Origin of the sequence: Tabrizicola sp., assembly GCF_034366665.1 — a bacterium.
GTDB lineage: Bacteria > Pseudomonadota > Alphaproteobacteria > Rhodobacterales > Rhodobacteraceae > Tabrizicola.
The window spans coordinates 1-13,829 of sequence record NZ_JAXMMF010000151.1 but is presented as its reverse complement, the minus strand read 5'-3'; the positions used below and the strand labels follow the sequence as shown (position 1 = coordinate 13,829).

Annotated in this window: 19 protein-coding genes and 1 pseudogene; 5 read left to right on the top strand and 15 right to left on the bottom strand. The window is 65.4% G+C overall.

Annotated elements, in window-relative coordinates; translation table 11 throughout:
- The first annotated feature begins 51 nt into the window (after positions 1–51).
- Positions 52–840: a GH25 family lysozyme gene (locus U1E69_RS21040; RefSeq protein WP_322246368.1), complete on the top strand. Its 789-nt coding sequence runs from the start codon at positions 52–54 to the stop codon at positions 838–840.
- Positions 841–987: 147 nt separating this feature from the next.
- Positions 988–1,161, top strand: coding sequence for a hypothetical protein (locus U1E69_RS21035; protein ID WP_322246365.1), 174 nt, complete (start codon positions 988–990; stop codon positions 1,159–1,161).
- Here the strand turns inward: U1E69_RS21035 and U1E69_RS21030 are convergent.
- The 4 genes from U1E69_RS21030 to rplS form a co-directional block, all read right to left on the bottom strand.
- Entirely contained in the window at positions 1,130–1,930 is an 801-nt protein-coding gene (locus tag U1E69_RS21030; protein ID WP_322246363.1) for a division plane positioning ATPase MipZ, read from the bottom strand. The genes U1E69_RS21035 and U1E69_RS21030 overlap by 32 nt on opposite strands.
- A gap of 82 nt (positions 1,931–2,012) precedes the next feature.
- Entirely contained in the window at positions 2,013–2,528 is a 516-nt protein-coding gene (locus tag U1E69_RS21025) for a ferritin-like domain-containing protein (RefSeq protein ID WP_322246361.1), read from the bottom strand.
- Positions 2,529–2,640: 112 nt separating this feature from the next.
- Positions 2,641–2,862, bottom strand: coding sequence for a 50S ribosomal protein L31 (gene rpmE, locus U1E69_RS21020; RefSeq protein WP_322246359.1), 222 nt, complete (start codon positions 2,860–2,862; stop codon positions 2,641–2,643).
- Positions 2,863–2,873: 11 nt separating this feature from the next.
- Positions 2,874–3,248 carry a 50S ribosomal protein L19 gene (rplS, locus tag U1E69_RS21015; RefSeq protein ID WP_322246356.1) on the bottom strand — a complete coding sequence of 125 codons (375 nt, stop codon included), beginning with the start codon at positions 3,246–3,248 and terminating at the stop codon, positions 2,874–2,876.
- Positions 3,249–3,558: 310 nt separating this feature from the next.
- On the opposite strand from rplS, the gene U1E69_RS21010 reads away from it, so the two are divergent.
- The gene (locus U1E69_RS21010) at positions 3,559–4,053 is read left to right on the top strand and encodes a hypothetical protein (RefSeq protein ID WP_322246353.1); all 495 of its coding nucleotides are present in this window, start codon (positions 3,559–3,561) and stop codon (positions 4,051–4,053) included.
- A gap of 33 nt (positions 4,054–4,086) precedes the next feature.
- Here U1E69_RS21010 and trmD read toward each other — a convergent pair whose 3' ends face one another.
- The 11 genes and pseudogenes from trmD to U1E69_RS20955 all read right to left on the bottom strand — a co-directional run bounded on the left by trmD (position 4,087) and on the right by U1E69_RS20955 (position 11,660).
- On the bottom strand, positions 4,087–4,887 hold the full coding sequence (gene trmD, locus U1E69_RS21005; RefSeq protein WP_322246351.1) for a tRNA (guanosine(37)-N1)-methyltransferase TrmD: 801 nt from the start codon (positions 4,885–4,887) through the stop codon (positions 4,087–4,089).
- Between the two features lie 43 nt (positions 4,888–4,930).
- Positions 4,931–5,884, bottom strand: coding sequence for a hypothetical protein (locus tag U1E69_RS21000; protein ID WP_322246350.1), 954 nt, complete (start codon positions 5,882–5,884; stop codon positions 4,931–4,933).
- Between the two features lie 57 nt (positions 5,885–5,941).
- Positions 5,942–6,445, bottom strand: a complete 504-nt coding sequence (gene rimM, locus U1E69_RS20995; RefSeq protein ID WP_322246349.1) for a ribosome maturation factor RimM — start codon at positions 6,443–6,445, stop codon at positions 5,942–5,944.
- Entirely contained in the window at positions 6,446–7,078 is a 633-nt protein-coding gene (gene bluB, locus U1E69_RS20990) for a 5,6-dimethylbenzimidazole synthase (RefSeq protein WP_322246348.1), read from the bottom strand.
- A 4-nt stretch (positions 7,079–7,082) separates the two neighbouring features.
- On the bottom strand, positions 7,083–7,448 hold the full coding sequence (gene rpsP / locus U1E69_RS20985) for a 30S ribosomal protein S16 (RefSeq protein ID WP_322246347.1): 366 nt from the start codon (positions 7,446–7,448) through the stop codon (positions 7,083–7,085).
- A 56-nt stretch (positions 7,449–7,504) separates the two neighbouring features.
- The gene (locus U1E69_RS20980; protein WP_322246346.1) at positions 7,505–7,798 is read right to left on the bottom strand and encodes a chorismate mutase; all 294 of its coding nucleotides are present in this window, start codon (positions 7,796–7,798) and stop codon (positions 7,505–7,507) included.
- A gap of 49 nt (positions 7,799–7,847) precedes the next feature.
- Complete coding sequence (locus tag U1E69_RS20975; protein WP_322246345.1) at positions 7,848–8,384, bottom strand: GNAT family N-acetyltransferase; 537 nt, start codon at positions 8,382–8,384, stop codon at positions 7,848–7,850.
- A complete protein-coding gene (gene ffh / locus U1E69_RS20970) occupies positions 8,384–9,904 on the bottom strand; it encodes a signal recognition particle protein (RefSeq protein ID WP_322246344.1) in 1,521 nt (506 codons plus the stop codon). Before ffh ends, U1E69_RS20975 begins: the two co-directional genes overlap by 1 nt.
- A gap of 177 nt (positions 9,905–10,081) precedes the next feature.
- Entirely contained in the window at positions 10,082–10,561 is a 480-nt protein-coding gene (locus U1E69_RS20965; RefSeq protein WP_322246343.1) for a hypothetical protein, read from the bottom strand.
- Positions 10,562–10,632: 71 nt separating this feature from the next.
- Positions 10,633–11,172: pseudogene (locus U1E69_RS20960) on the bottom strand (glycosyltransferase); the annotation flags it as partial.
- A 218-nt stretch (positions 11,173–11,390) separates the two neighbouring features.
- Complete coding sequence (locus U1E69_RS20955; RefSeq protein WP_322246342.1) at positions 11,391–11,660, bottom strand: hypothetical protein; 270 nt, start codon at positions 11,658–11,660, stop codon at positions 11,391–11,393.
- A gap of 297 nt (positions 11,661–11,957) precedes the next feature.
- On the opposite strand from U1E69_RS20955, the gene U1E69_RS20950 reads away from it, so the two are divergent.
- Both U1E69_RS20950 and U1E69_RS20945 read left to right on the top strand, forming a co-directional pair.
- On the top strand, positions 11,958–12,842 hold the full coding sequence (locus U1E69_RS20950; RefSeq protein ID WP_322246341.1) for a LysR family transcriptional regulator: 885 nt from the start codon (positions 11,958–11,960) through the stop codon (positions 12,840–12,842).
- Between the two features lie 26 nt (positions 12,843–12,868).
- The gene (locus tag U1E69_RS20945) at positions 12,869–13,744 is read left to right on the top strand and encodes a DMT family transporter (protein WP_371133947.1); all 876 of its coding nucleotides are present in this window, start codon (positions 12,869–12,871) and stop codon (positions 13,742–13,744) included.
- The last annotated feature ends 85 nt before the right edge of the window (positions 13,745–13,829 follow it).

Below are 13,829 nucleotides of genomic sequence, written 5' to 3'. Positions count from 1 at the left end.
GGTCCCGAATTCCGGGGTGACAGTCGCGTCCTGGCACGGCAGGCTGCGGCCATGATCCGCAGCATATCCCTCCTCCTGTTTCTTGTCGTCCTTGCCGCCTGTGGTCAGGCCCGCCACGAAGCCTCGCCCGAGGCGCTGGAGGTCTCGGTCACCAGCTCGAACTTCCGGGACAGCGATCCGACCGACTGGCCGGGCCGGTCGCCGGACCGCTATCCGGTGCACGGGATCGACCTGTCGCGGTTCCAGACCCAGGTGGACTGGCAGACGGCGCGGGCCAATGGGGTGAACTTCGCCTTCATCAAGGCGACCGAGGGCGGCGACATGGTGGACCCGATGTTCGACAGCCACTGGCGCGGCGCTGGGGCTGCGGGGGTCCGGCGGGGGGCCTACCACTTCTTCTACCTTTGCCGCCCGGCGGCCGAGCAGGCGCGCTGGTTCATCCGGCATGTGCCGCGCACGCCGGGCGCCCTGCCCCCGGTCCTGGACATGGAATGGACCCCGTTCAGCCCTACCTGCACGACCCGCCGCGATGGGGCGACGATCCGGCAAGAGGCACGCATCTTCCTGGACATCCTGGAACGGCACTACGGCCAGCGCCCGATGATCTATACCACGGTGGACTTCTTTCAGGACACCGAGCTGTGGCGGCTGCAGGGGGTGGAGTTCTGGCTGCGCTCGGTCGCGGACCATCCGCACGGGGTTTATGATGGCAAGGCCTGGACCTTCTGGCAGTATACCTCGACCGGGCTGGTGCCGGGGATCGCGGGGCGGGTGGACATCAACGTCTTCGCCGGATCAAAGCGCGCCTGGGCGGACTGGCTGGGCGGGCGAGCCCTGTAAGTGTTTATACACGCTTAAATTGTGTGGCGGAATCGGACACGGATTGTCGCCAAATGAGCGCATGCCCGACTCGGTAATTGCCCTAAGCTGCCATAGTCCTGCCCCGCTTCCGCAGGACAAAAGGGTATGACCGAAAGGACGGCCCCAATGAAAAAGACGATCAAGCTGCTGAAGAAGATTGGCCTTGGGCGCGTCCGCAAGGCCGATGAAGAGACGACGTTCGACAAGCGCCTGAAGAAGGTCAACCGGAACCGGATCGTGAACCATATCGGCCTTGGCGGCCCGGTGTTCAAAAACCGATCTGAAGAGACGGGAGCCTGAGGCCAGCCATCAGGTCGCGCAGTTCCTGCCGGGCAGCGATGTTCGACAGGTTCAGCTGATCGACGCCGGTATCCTTCAGGTCCAGAAGCGTCAGGCCACGCGGGAACAGTTCGCGGAACACCACCCGTTCGGAAAAGCCGCTGAGGACGCGAAAGCCGATGCGGCGGGACAGTTCCTCCAAAGCCGCGCCGACCTTTTTCTTGTTGTGCATCTGCTGCGCGCCAAGCCGGTTGCGGACGACGATCCAGTCGATCGGCTGCAACTTGGCCTCTGCCCGCATCTGCCGCGCGCCCCAGACCATCTCGGAATAGATCGACGGCCCCTTGATCTTGCCGGTCAGCCCGTCGACACGCGCCAGGAGGTCGAAGTCGACGAAGCTGTCGTTAAGGGGCGTGATCAGGGTGTCGGCCAAGGTATGCGCGACCTGCGACAGCCGCGTGTGGCTGCCGGGGCAGTCGATGACGATATAGTCCTTGTCGGTATGCATCGCCTCGATCGCGCGGGTCAGGCGCTGGTCCTGGGCATTCTCGGCGCTGCCGGGGTCGGCCTCGGGCAGCTCGCGGTAGTCGGGGGTGGGCAGGTCAAGGCCGCTCTGGGCCAGATAGGCGCGACGGTTCTCGATATAACGGCCAAAGCTTTTCTGGCGCAGGTCCAGGTCCAGCGCACCGACCTTCTGGCCCATCCGGGACAGGGCGGTGGCGACGTGCATGCAGGTGGTGGACTTGCCCGAGCCGCCCTTTTCGTTCCCGACGACGATGATCCGCGCCATGCTGTCCCCTGCCCTGCGTCCCGGCGCTTTCTATGCGGGGAGCCGGGCAGGGGAAAGCGGGTTTTCGCCGAAGCGGCGTCGGTCAGACGTCCGCCTTCTGGCCGCTGGCGATGCGCGACAGGAACTGCTCGGTCACGCGCGGCAGGCTTTCGATCAGCATCTGCTGGAAGCGCTGTTCCTCGTCCAGGTTCTGCTGAAGAAGCGGCAGAGCCGAGGTGTGGCCCATCGCCTGCGCCATCGTGATGAGCGAGGTGTAGGCGGCGATCTCGAAATGCTCGAACATGTAGTCGGCCATGTGGTTCTTCAGGATCTCGTCCCCGGCGAGCGCGTGGCCCATCGCCTGCATCGAGCCCATCGCGGACAGGACGGTGTCCTTCAGGGTCGAGGCGCTTTCACCCAGGCCCAGGAAAATCTGGTCCAGACGGGCGATCTGGCCTTCGGTCTCGCGCCGGTGCTGTTGCAGCATGGCGATCATTTCGGGGTAGCTTTCCAGCCGGCCAAGCTGGGCGTCGATCACCGACAGGGCCTGGTTTTCCATCGCATGGGCGTTGCGCAGGCCGGTGATGAAGAGGGCGCGGGTGGCTTCGTTGTGCTGCATTGGGTCCTCGCTTGCAAAGGTGAGCGGGGGGAACCGGTGTGACTGCGAGATGTTCCAAATGCAGAACGCCGCCCGGTAAGGGGCGGCGTTCGCGGGTCCGTTTCGGCGTGGATCAGAAGCCCAGGCCGGCGTACTTGTTCTTGAACTTCGTCACGCGGCCGCCGGTGTCCATCAGCTTGGCCGACTGGCCGGTCCAGGCCGGGTGGGCCAGCGGGTCGATGTCGAGCGACATCTGGTCGCCCGGCTTGCCCCAGGTCGACCGGGTCTCGTAGGTCGAGCCGTCGGTCATCTTGATGGTGATGGTGTGGTATTCGGGGTGGGTATCGGCTTTCATCATCCCGCTCCTTATTCGGCTTTGGCTTTGTAGGTGGTGTCCTCGGCGATACGGGCCGATTTGCCGCGACGGTCACGGAGGTAGTACAGCTTGGCGCGACGAACCTTGCCGCGGCGCACGACCTCGATGCTGTCGATGTTGGTGGAATACAGCGGGAACACACGTTCCACGCCTTCGCCGAAGGAAATCTTGCGGACAGTGAACGACGCGGCGATGGTGGCGCCGCCCTTGCGGCCAATGCAGACGCCTTCGTAGGCCTGCACACGGCTGCGGGTGCCTTCAGTCACTTTATAGCCGACACGGATGGTGTCGCCGGCCTTGAAGTCCGGGATGGTCTTGCCAAGGGAAGCGATCTGCTCCGCCTCGATCTGCGCGATGAGGTTCATGCGCTGTCTCCATTTTGCCTGCGGTTTGCCGCAGAGGTGATGCCGCGCCAGAGCTTCCGGTCTTCGTCCGGGTCCCGCTTGCTTGCGCAAGAAGCCCGCCGCAGGTGGCGCCTGCTTTTGTGATGTCCGCGCCCCGTGCGATGACCCTGCAGAAGAAGGCAGGCAGGCAAAGGGAATCGGGTCCGATGGGTTTGTGACCCCGGACTGGGCGCGTATAGGGGGAAGGGGGAGGCCGGTCAAGGGGCGCAGGGACTGCGGGCTTGTAACGTGTTCAAGAGACTGCGCAGTCTGGCGCAAGGTGGAGAAGGACATGCACACACACTACGGCGATATTCTGGAACGGATGACCGAGCCACCCAGGTGGTTCGATGAGCGAGCAGTTCCCAGATACTGCGATTTTTCGCCGAATAAGCTTGCGTTTTTCTATGCCAAGGAGGCTGCTCTCGTCCTGATCCAGTGCCAGGCCTGCGAACGGGAGTTTCAGGTGGCATTTTCCGAGATCAATGCAAACGACAGGCTCCGGGATGGCGAGCGGAAGTACGCGACGGCGATCGCCGATCTGATTGCCGACCGCCGGTTGCATTATGGCGATCCGCCGAACGTAAAATGCTGCAGTTCTGGGGCGTCGATGAACAGTGTGCCCGTTCGCGTGCTGCAATACTGGTACAAACCGATTATCAGGGGTGAAGGAAAGGGGCCGCACCCCAAATTTCCGGACCGCGAAGTGATAGTGGATACCCGGGCCTTGGAGTTTTGCAGAGACCCTGAATTTGAGGTGGATATTCTGCCTGACTGGGCGCGATGAGAAGTCACACTATCCTAGGGTAAGCTGAAGCCGTCACTTCCGCCGCTGATGCGCTTCCCACAGGTCTTGCCTGCGCTCGCGGGTCAGCGCCTCGGCCTGCGCGCGGCGCCATCTGGCGATTTCGGCGTGGTTGCCGGATTGCAGGACGGCAGGGATCTCTTGCCCCTCCCACACGGCGGGGCGGGTGTAGTGCGGGTGTTCCAGGAGGCCGTCGGAGAAGCTTTCCTCCTCGGTGGACGCAGCGTTGCCAAGGACGCCGGGGATCAGGCGGACGGTGGCGTCGAGGATGGCTTGCGCGGCGATCTCGCCCCCCGTCAGGACAAAGTCGCCAAGGCTGATTTCCTCGACCTGATGGTGATCAAGGACGCGCTGGTCGACGCCCTCGAACCGGCCGCAAAGCATCGTCAGGCCCTCGGCCTGCGCCAGGCGGTGGGCGGTGCTTTGCGTGAAGGGCGCGCCGCGGGGGGAGAGGTAGATCACGGGCCACCGGGCGCGGTCGATGGGGGTGCCGATGCGGGCCTGACGGAAGGCCGCGTCGACCACATCAGCGCGCAGGACCATGCCCGCGCCGCCGCCAGCGGGGGTATCGTCGACGTTGCGGTGCTTGCCCTCGCCAAAGGTGCGCAGGTCCAAAGTTTCCAGCTGCCACAGGCCGAAGTCCAGCGCCTTGCCGGTCAACGAAAGGCCCAGGGTGCCGGGAAAAGCATCGGGGAAAAGCGTGATGATCTTGGCCCGGAACGCGCCTTTGACCACGCGCGGTTCCTCCAGCAGGTCGCGGGGCTGCAGGCTGGCTTGGATCGAGAGGCGACCGTGGCTTTTCGGAGTGTCGGACATGGGTCGGGCTTAGCGCGAAAGCCCCGCGCAGGAAAGCCCCGGATCAGGCTGTGCGGGGGGTCGATTTGGCGCGCAGCGGCGCATCGGGGACGACGGACACAGGCCGGGGACCAAGTGCCGCTTCGACAGACCGGGCAAGCGCCCGCAGCCCATCGCTGAGATCGGCCTGGACATGGGCGGGAAGGTCCGATGCGGGCAGGTTGTCGGCCACCGCGCGCAAGCGGCCCGGCTCGGGGAAATCGCTGGCGCGGGTCGGGAAGGCGGAGATCAGCGCCATCGCGCGGGGCACGTAAAGCCGCAGAAGGTCAAGGTTGCCATTGGCGATGTCAAAGGCGTTGGCCATGCTTTCCGCGACCTGGCCGGGGGCGACAATCTCGGGCTCGGTCGCCCAGAACACCAGCGCCCGGCGCAGGGCTTCGTGGCTGCGGCTGGGATTGGCCAGCGCCGCTGTCAGGGCATTCAGCCGCAGGTCGGCGGCGGGGACATCCAGCGCTTCGGCCACGGCAGCGGTGGCTGCGGCATCGGGGGCAGTGTCGGGCAGGTTCAGAAGCGGGATGATCGCGGACGCGGCGACACCGGCGGCATTGCCGGAATGCGCCGCCTCGGCCTCGTCATCCAGGAAATAGCCCTGGCTTGCCGCCTCGCGCGCGTCCCACAGCATCCGGCAGAGGGGTATGGCCAGGAAGGAGACCGACAGCGGCAACATCGGGTCAAGGTCCACCGTCCCGATATCCGCCAGCCCGCCAAGCCCCCGGCCGATCCCGAACAGGACACCGACCAAGAGAAGCTGCGACAGCACCTGCGCCAGGGCCGCAAGCCATGCCTGTCCCGTCAGCCATTCAGCCGGGGTTGAAGGCCATTGTTCGGGGCGCAGCACCATCAGCCAGACGACAAAGATCGCGGTGAAGGAGAACACCATGCTCCAGCCAAAGCCGCAGAGGCCCGCAAGCAACGGGCCGATGTAAAGCAAGGCTGCAATGCCCTTCACAAGGCGCATGCGTGTCAGCACGACCTAATCCCTTCCCTGCATGCCACCGTCGCCGTGGTGGCCCGATCACTCGTCTTCGTCTGGCACGTCGACGATCAGGCGGCCTGCGGCCAAGTCGACATTGGGTACGATTGCTAGGGTAAAGGGCAAAAGCAGGGCCGATTTATGACGGCTGCCGGATATTTCGAGGATATCCCCCGCCCCGTGGTTGTAGACGGCGCTGACCTTGCCGATCAGCTCGCCGCCCGGGTCATAGGCGGACAGGCCGATGAGGTCGGCGTGGTAGAACTCGTCATCGGGCAGGCTGGGCAGGCGGTCGCGGGGCACATGCAGCGTGGTGCCGCGCAGGGCATCGGCCTGTTCCTTGGTGCTGACGCCCTTGATCCGGGCACCAAGCCCCCCCGCGACGGGGCGGGTCAGAGTGATGTGGTATTCTTGGCTGCCATCTTCCGACAGCAGCGGGCCATAGGTGCCGATGTCCGCGGGTTCGGAGCAGAAGGATTTCAGCCGGACTTCGCCCGAGACGCCAAAGGACCCGGCGATGGCGCCGATACAGATGAGATCGGACATTCAGCGGGTCTCCAGATGCAGGGCGGGCGCGCGGGTTTCCCAGCCTTCTTTTTCCAGTTCGGGCACGGTGTCATCCTCCTCTGGCCAGCCGATGCAGAGAAATCCGATGAAACGCCAGCCCGCGGGAACGTCAAGGTCGCGCCGCACGCGGTCCTGATCCAGGATCGAGACCCAGCCCAGGCCAAGGCCTTCGGCACGCAGGGCAAGCCAGAGGTGGGTGATCGCACCGACGACGGAATAGGCGCGGGTTTCGGGCATGGTGGCAGCGCCAAGGCCCGCGCCTTTGGGCGTGGCGTCGTCGCAGAAGACCGCAAGATGCACCGGGGCTTCGGCCATGCCGGAGAGTTTGAGGCGGCTGTAGGTCGCAGAGCGGTCGCCGTCAAAGCCATCAAGGGCCTGGGCGTTGCAGTCGCGGTAATTGGCAAGGCAGGCGGCACGGGCCTGGGGGCTGTCGATCCGCAGGATGCGCCAGGGTTCGCTAAGGCCGACCGACGGGGCCAGAGTGAAGGCCTGCAGGCCACGGGCGAGCAGGTCCTCGGGGACGGGGTCAGTGCGGAAGCGGCGCACATCGCGCCGCCACCGCATGAGAGCGGCCAGCTCGTCCCGGAAGGCGGGGCTGAACTGGCCGGTCATGAGATTACTCGGTCGCGGCTTCGGCAGCCGGCTCGGCAGCGCGGGCGGCCTTCTTGGCGGCACGCTCGGCCATCGCCTTGCCCGGGGTGCCGGCTTTGGCGTTGTTGCGGGTGGCCTTCGGGCGGACACCGGCGGCTTCCAGGAAGCGGGCGACGCGGTCGGTCGGCTGGGCGCCTTCGGACAGCCAGTGGTTCACGCGGTCAAGGTTCATGACGACGCGCTTTTCGTCATCCTTGGCGAGCAGCGGGTTGTAGGTGCCCAGCTTTTCCAGAAAGCGGCCGTCGCGCGGCATGCGGCTGTCGGTGGCGACGATGGAATAGAACGGGCGCTTCTTGGAACCACCGCGCGCGAGACGGATTTTCATGGCCATAGTATAGTCTCCTTGGGTTTGGGTCGAAGGTGCGGGTCACGCACCCTACGTGGTTGTTATTTCTGTAGTTTCTCGTGATGCCTGATGACTTCGCTGATGATGAAGGTCAGGAATTTCTTGGCAAGATCGGGGTCGAGGTCGGCCTCTTGTGCCAGTTGGTCAAGCCGCGCCATCTGCCGCGCCTCACGGTCCGGGTCCGAGGGCGGCAGGTTGTGTTCGGCCTTCAGGCGACCCACGGCCTGGGTCTGCTTGAACCGTTCGGCCAGGGTGTAGACCAGGATCGCGTCCAGCCGGTCGATCGAGGCCCGGTGTTCCTTCAGCAGTGCTGCGGCGCGGGTTGTAGCGTCCATCAATGCCCTCTTTCCGACGTCTGCTGCGCGTCTGCTGTCTGCAAAGGTGTCATGCCTGCGCCCCCGGCGCCGGGTGGCGCCAGACAGTGATGGTCTTGTCGAAGAAGACGGCCTGCCGTTCAGGTGCCGCGCCAAGGCGGCGGGCGACGGCCTCGGACTTCGGGTTGGCGGGGTCGATGTAGCTGATGACCGGCGCCGAGGTGATGCGGGCGTGATAGTCGCCCCGCGCGGCGCGGGCGGCCTCGACACAATAGCCGTGGCCTTCGTGGCCGTCGAAAAGGTGCCAGCCAAGTTCGGGTTCGTCCCAGCCGTCGTGATAGATCATGCCGATGCGGCCGATGAACTCCCCCGCCTTTGTGTCGACGGAGAAAAGACCGTAGCCGCGCAGCACCCAGTGGCCGATGTTGGCCAGAAGCCCGCGCCAGACCCATTGCCGGTCGCGCCCGCCCCCGACAAAGCCGGAGCGGGGGCTGTCGTTGAAGGCAAGCATGGCGGAAAAGTCCGCCTCACGCGGTTCGCGCAAGCGCAGACGGTCGGTCTCAAGAACCGGGATCGTCACGCTGATCTGATACGCGGGGCGGGTCATTACTTCTTCTTCATCAACCCAGACAGGCCCGCAGGCAGGGTGATCCCGCGCGGCAGGCCGCCCATGCCGGGGGGGAGGCCCCCGCCGCCGAATCCACCCATGCCTCCGCCCTGTTGCATGCCCTTGGCCATTTCGGCCAGCTGATCGGGAGACATCTTCGACGGGTCGGGCATGCCGCCTTTGCCAAGGAACTGCTTGATCATGTTCTTCATCATGCCGCCCTTGCCCATCTTCTTCATCATGTCCGCCATCTGCTTGTGCTGTTTCAAGAGGCGGTTGAGATCGGCAACGTCAAGGCCAGCGCCAGCGGCGATGCGCTTCTTGCGGGAGGCGGCGAGGAGGTCGGGGTTCGCGCGTTCCTTCTTCGTCATCGAGTTGATGAGGGCAATCTGGTGGTGGAGCATCTTGTCGTTCAGGCCCGCAGCCTCGGCCTGGTTGGCCATCTTGCCCATGCCGGGCATCATGCCCATCAGGCCCTGCATCCCGCCCATCTTCAGCATCTGGTCAAGCTGCATCTTCAGGTCGTTCATGTTGAACAGACCCTTGGCAAAGCGCTTGGCCATGCGTTCGGCCTGCTCGGCCTCGAAGGTTTCCTGCGCGCGTTCGACGAGGGCGACAATGTCCCCCATGCCAAGGATGCGGCCTGCGACGCGGTCGGCGTCGAAGGTTTCGATCGCGTCCATCTTTTCGCCAAGGCCGACAAAGCGGATCGGCTTGCCGGTGACAGCGCGCATCGACAGGGCAGCACCGCCGCGACCGTCGCCGTCCATCCGGGTCAGGACGACGCCGGAGATGCCGACCTTGCCGTCGAATTCGGTGGCGACGTTGACGGCGTCCTGGCCGGTCAGACCGTCGACGACCAGAAGCGTCTCGCGCGGTTGGGCGATGTCGCGGACGGCCTGGATTTCGTCCATCAGGACTTCGTCGATGTGCAGGCGTCCGGCGGTATCCAGGAACACGACGTCATAGCCGCCGAGGTTGGCTTGCGTCTTGGCGCGCTTGGCGATCTGGACGGCGGTCTCGCCCTTGACGATTGGCAGGCTGTCGACGCCGATCTGGGTGCCCAGGATCGCCAACTGCTCCATCGCGGCGGGGCGGTTGGTGTCGAGGGACGCCAGCAGGACCTTCTTGCCCTGCTTTTCCTTCAGCCGTTTGGCCAGCTTCGCCGTGGTCGTGGTCTTGCCCGAACCTTGCAGGCCGACCATCAGGATCGTCGCGGGCGGATTGTCGATCTTCAGCGCGTCCGGCTCGCCATCACCGGCCAGCACGCGGATCAGTTCGTCATGGACGATCTTGACGACCATCTGGCCGGGGGTGATCGACTTCGTCACCGCCGATCCGGTGGCCTTTTCGGTGACGCGCTTGATGAAGTCGCGCGCGACGGGGAGGGAGACGTCAGCCTCCAACAGGGCCACGCGAACCTCGCGGAGCGCGGTGACGACGTCGGCCTCGGACAGGGCGCCGGCCTTGGTCAGACGGTCGAAGACGCCACCAAGGCGTTCTGACAGGCTTTCGAACATCGCGTCACCTCATCGTAGCTTTGCCCCGATATGGGGCGGCGAACCTGCGATGCAAAGCGGAATGACACCCGTGGGCGCAACGCGCTGACGGATGGCGATCCCGGGCATGCGCCGCAGGGACCGGAAGCTGCTGCCTCCGGGGAATTGGCGCGGGGGTAGTCCTGTCTGGGGTCAGAGTCAAGTCTTCGGGCGTCGGCGGCCCTTGAGCCAGCGGTTGATGGCGGCGGCGACAAGGTTGGGCGCCGTGCCGTGGGCAAAGTTGGGCGTCAAGGGTTGGACGCGCCCCCCGGACAGGGAAAGCGCGGGGCGGTGGGTATGGGTACCGTTCCGGCTGAACGCCTGCTGGACCTGGGCGCCCGTCACGTCGGACAGGGGCCAGCGGGTGTGGGTCTTGCGAAAGAGCGTCGCGCTGTGCAGCTGCGCCTCACCCGCGCGACGGTCGAGGATCAGGTCGATCCGGCGGATCAGGGCACCGGCAAGCAGGGCAGCCACCAGCGCCCCAAGCAGCATCACGATGGTTCCGAACCAGTTCCCTGCAAGGCCAAGGGCGAGAGCGACGCAAAGCTGGAGCAGAATGACCCCACCCAGCACGACCGACAGGGTCACAGGCCGATGCAGGATGACCAGTCGATCCGAGGTGTCGACCTTGACGCGCATTGAGCCTCCATTTCGCGCGAGGCAGAGTGCGGTGCGGGCACCCTTGCGTCAAGCGGACCGTAGCCGGCGGATCAGCCGACCGGAGGCCGGTCGTCCAGGCTTTTCCCCGCGTTGCAGCGGGCAAGGAGGCCGTCCAGCGTCTGGCGGTCCATCCAGGGAAAGCCCTGGACCAGCGCGCGGTCTACGGCGGCGGCGTGACGGTTGCCCCGGCGGCTGGTACGCTCGCGCTGCAAGGCTCCGACGATCTTGTCCTGCCGTTCGGCGGTGTCGTTGTCGAAATGCTGGGTCCGGATGTGCGAGGGGAAGCCGGGGTCGGACACCACGGGCCAGCGGGTCCAGACGTTGCCATGCATCATCTGGTAGGGGTTCTTGTGGAAGCCGCTGCCGTTGACGGTCGCAAGGCCGATGGCGGTGAGAAAGCGCTGCTGGACCATCGAGACGCCGTCCGGAGCGTCGGGCCCCGAGGGAAACAGGAAGACCCGGGTCGGAAAGGTGATGTGGGTCGAGGGTGAAAGCACCCGGCTGACGTGGCGCAGGCGCGAGATGTCGTTGACCGACACGGCATCGTCGTCGTCCAGCCGGAAATGCACCGAACTGCCCCGCCGGGACGCTTGCGTGTGTCGGTCGCTCCGTAGAAGGAAAACCGGATGTGGCCGTAGATCGGCCGACCTTCGAACACGCTGCGCGCTTCACCCGGTTGCTGCGCGAAAAAGCATTGAACCTGCGCTGCACGTCACGTGGCGCCCGTGCATTTCGGCGCACTGCCATCGGCAATCCGTACGGCTGGTTGCAGGCGGGCGACACGATCACCATCCGGCAATCCGCGACGTCAGAACCCGATCTGGCGACAGCTTTGGTACTGGCGGGACACAGGCCGGAAGCCCAGATCGTCAAGGCAGGCATTCTCAAGTTGCCTGCCCCGGGCCCGGGCAAAGTCGGAAAACCCGCCTTTCCCCGTCTCGATGCCCGCGCATTCGGCGGCAAGGTCGCTGTCCGAGAGCAAGGCACTGAAGCGCGCCGCAATCGGCTCGGCCCGGTCGCGCAGCTGTGCTTCGGTCAGGTGAGGGTTGCGGCATTGGTCGCGCCACAGGGAGAGCACTCCGCTGCGAGCAGCCGTGCATTCCTGTCGGTCCCGGGTCAATCCCAGCCCAGAGTTTTCGGTGCTGACCTGGGGGCGGGTGGAACGACTGGTTTGCGACGTGCCGGTGAGGCAGCAGCCGGCGAGGGCAACTGCCGCCAGCAACATGATAACTGCGTTGCCCAATGGCTTTCCTTGCGGCGGTGTACTGCTTCATCCCGATATCAGGGCGCGTCCGCCCTTACAATCAGGGAGACCAGGCGCTTGCCGTTCACCCAGTTTCTGGAGTTAATGTGCGCCATTGCACATGGAGTCCATATGGAAAACTGGGACGAAATCCGCACGGCATTCCAGGTGGCGCGACTGGGCACCGTCTCGGGCGCGGCCGAGGTTCTGGGGGTCCACCATGCCACAGTGATCCGACATATCGATGCTCTGGAGAAACGCCTGGGGGTGAAGCTGTTCCAGCGCCATGCGCGGGGCTACACGCCGACGGAATCGGGCCGCGACCTGCTGGCGGTGGCCCAGACGACCGAAGAGCAGTTCGCGCATCTGGTCAGCCGGATCAAGGGTCAGGGCGAGACGGTCTCGGGAGAGCTGGTGGTGACGTCGATCTCGGGGATCGGGGACCTGCTGACGCCAGTGATGGTCAGCTTTCAGGACAAGTTCCCGGATGTGCGGGTGCGGTTCCTGACCGACATGCGGGTCTTCCGGCTGGACTATGGTGAGGCGCATGTGGCGATCCGTGCGGGCAACGGGCCCGAGGAGCCGGACAATGTCGTCCAGCCGCTGACCCGCATGATGGCGGCGCTTTACGCCTCGCGCGCCTATGTGGACCGCCACGGCCGCCCGGCGTCGGAGGCCGAATTTGCTGGCCACCGTTTCGTCTGCACCGACGCCGAGGTCACCCGCGCGCCCTTCCACCGCTGGCTGCGGGCGACGGTGCATCCCGACCAGATCGCCTATGCCGCAACGGAAGCCACAGCCCTGGAACAGGCGGTCCGGCAGGGCGCAGGAATCGGTTTCATGATGAGCTTCCGCGCCCAGGAGGACCCGGATCTGGTGGAAATCCTGCCCGCCCGCCCGGAGTGGGAGTCACAGTTGCGGATCGTGACCCATGTCGACCTGCACCGGACCCGCAAGGTGCAAGCGTTCCTTGCGCATCTCAAGGACGCCGCGAAGGACTGGAAATCCTGCGCCTGATGCTGGCCGGCCAGATCCTGTCGAGGCTGTCGCAGTCCGCGCGCGGGCATCTGGCGATGCTGACATTCTCGGCTCTCGTCGCCGGGTCCTTCTCGCTGGGTGTACTGGCCGCCCCGCACATTGACCCTGGCGCGTTGTCGGTGGTGCGGTTCATCCTGGCAGGAGTTCTGGTCGGGGCCGCGGCGACGCTGGCCACCGGCATCCCGCGCAGCGCCTGGGTGGCGCCCTGGCGATATCTGGTTCTGGGCGGGCTTCTGGGCGCCTATTTCGTGCTGATGTTCGAGGGGTTGAAGACCGCGCCTCCGGTATCGGCTGCGGCAGTTTTCACGCTGACGCCGGTGATGGCGGCGGGGTTCGGCTGGCTCTTTCTGCGCCAAAGCCTGACCGGGCGGATGGCGCTGGCGCTGGCCATCGGGGGGATCGGCGCACTGTGGGTGATCTTCCGGGCCGACCTTGGCGCGCTGGCGCGGCTGGAGATCGGGCGAGGCGAGATGATCTATTTCGTCGGTTGCGTCGCCCATGCGGCTTACGCTCCGCTGGTAAGGAAGCTGAATCGGGGCGAGCCTGCGGTGGTCTTCACTTTCGGGATGATGCTGGCGGGGACGGTTCTGCTGGCGCTTTACGCCTGGCCTGCAGTGCTTGAGACCGACTGGCGCGCGCTGCCGGGGATCGTCTGGGTGACGCTGGTCTATGTCGCTGTGGCGGCAAGCGCGATGACCTTCGTGCTGCTGCAATACGCCACCCTGCGGCTGCCCGCGGCGAAGGTGATGGCCTATACCTACCTTGTCCCCAGCTGGGTCGCGCTGTGGGAGCTGGTCCTGCACGGGCTGGTGCAGCCAGGGCTTGTGCTGGTGGGCGTGGCAATGACGGTGCTGGCGCTGGGCTTGCTGTTGAAGGAATGAATCGGGCCGCTCGTCGAAGCCTTCGGCTTTTCCTCGCTTGCGACGAGAAGCCGAAGGCGCACGAGGAGCCGCTGTCAGGGAAGAA

Coding starts and splice junctions, on each gene's coding strand:
- U1E69_RS21040 (WP_322246368.1), top strand. CDS start 52: ATGATCCGCAGCATATCCCTCCTCCTGTTTCTTGTCGTCCTTGCCGCC.
- U1E69_RS21035 (WP_322246365.1), top strand. CDS start 988: ATGAAAAAGACGATCAAGCTGCTGAAGAAGATTGGCCTTGGGCGCGTC.
- U1E69_RS21030 (WP_322246363.1), bottom strand. CDS start 1,930: ATGGCGCGGATCATCGTCGTCGGGAACGAAAAGGGCGGCTCGGGCAAG.
- U1E69_RS21025 (WP_322246361.1), bottom strand. CDS start 2,528: ATGCAGCACAACGAAGCCACCCGCGCCCTCTTCATCACCGGCCTGCGC.
- rpmE (WP_322246359.1), bottom strand. CDS start 2,862: ATGAAAGCCGATACCCACCCCGAATACCACACCATCACCATCAAGATG.
- rplS (WP_322246356.1), bottom strand. CDS start 3,248: ATGAACCTCATCGCGCAGATCGAGGCGGAGCAGATCGCTTCCCTTGGC.
- U1E69_RS21010 (WP_322246353.1), top strand. CDS start 3,559: ATGCACACACACTACGGCGATATTCTGGAACGGATGACCGAGCCACCC.
- trmD (WP_322246351.1), bottom strand. CDS start 4,887: ATGTCCGACACTCCGAAAAGCCACGGTCGCCTCTCGATCCAAGCCAGC.
- U1E69_RS21000 (WP_322246350.1), bottom strand. CDS start 5,884: ATGCGCCTTGTGAAGGGCATTGCAGCCTTGCTTTACATCGGCCCGTTG.
- rimM (WP_322246349.1), bottom strand. CDS start 6,445: ATGTCCGATCTCATCTGTATCGGCGCCATCGCCGGGTCCTTTGGCGTC.
- bluB (WP_322246348.1), bottom strand. CDS start 7,078: ATGACCGGCCAGTTCAGCCCCGCCTTCCGGGACGAGCTGGCCGCTCTC.
- rpsP (WP_322246347.1), bottom strand. CDS start 7,448: ATGGCCATGAAAATCCGTCTCGCGCGCGGTGGTTCCAAGAAGCGCCCG.
- U1E69_RS20980 (WP_322246346.1), bottom strand. CDS start 7,798: ATGGACGCTACAACCCGCGCCGCAGCACTGCTGAAGGAACACCGGGCC.
- U1E69_RS20975 (WP_322246345.1), bottom strand. CDS start 8,384: ATGACCCGCCCCGCGTATCAGATCAGCGTGACGATCCCGGTTCTTGAG.
- ffh (WP_322246344.1), bottom strand. CDS start 9,904: ATGTTCGAAAGCCTGTCAGAACGCCTTGGTGGCGTCTTCGACCGTCTG.
- U1E69_RS20965 (WP_322246343.1), bottom strand. CDS start 10,561: ATGCGCGTCAAGGTCGACACCTCGGATCGACTGGTCATCCTGCATCGG.
- U1E69_RS20950 (WP_322246341.1), top strand. CDS start 11,958: ATGGAAAACTGGGACGAAATCCGCACGGCATTCCAGGTGGCGCGACTG.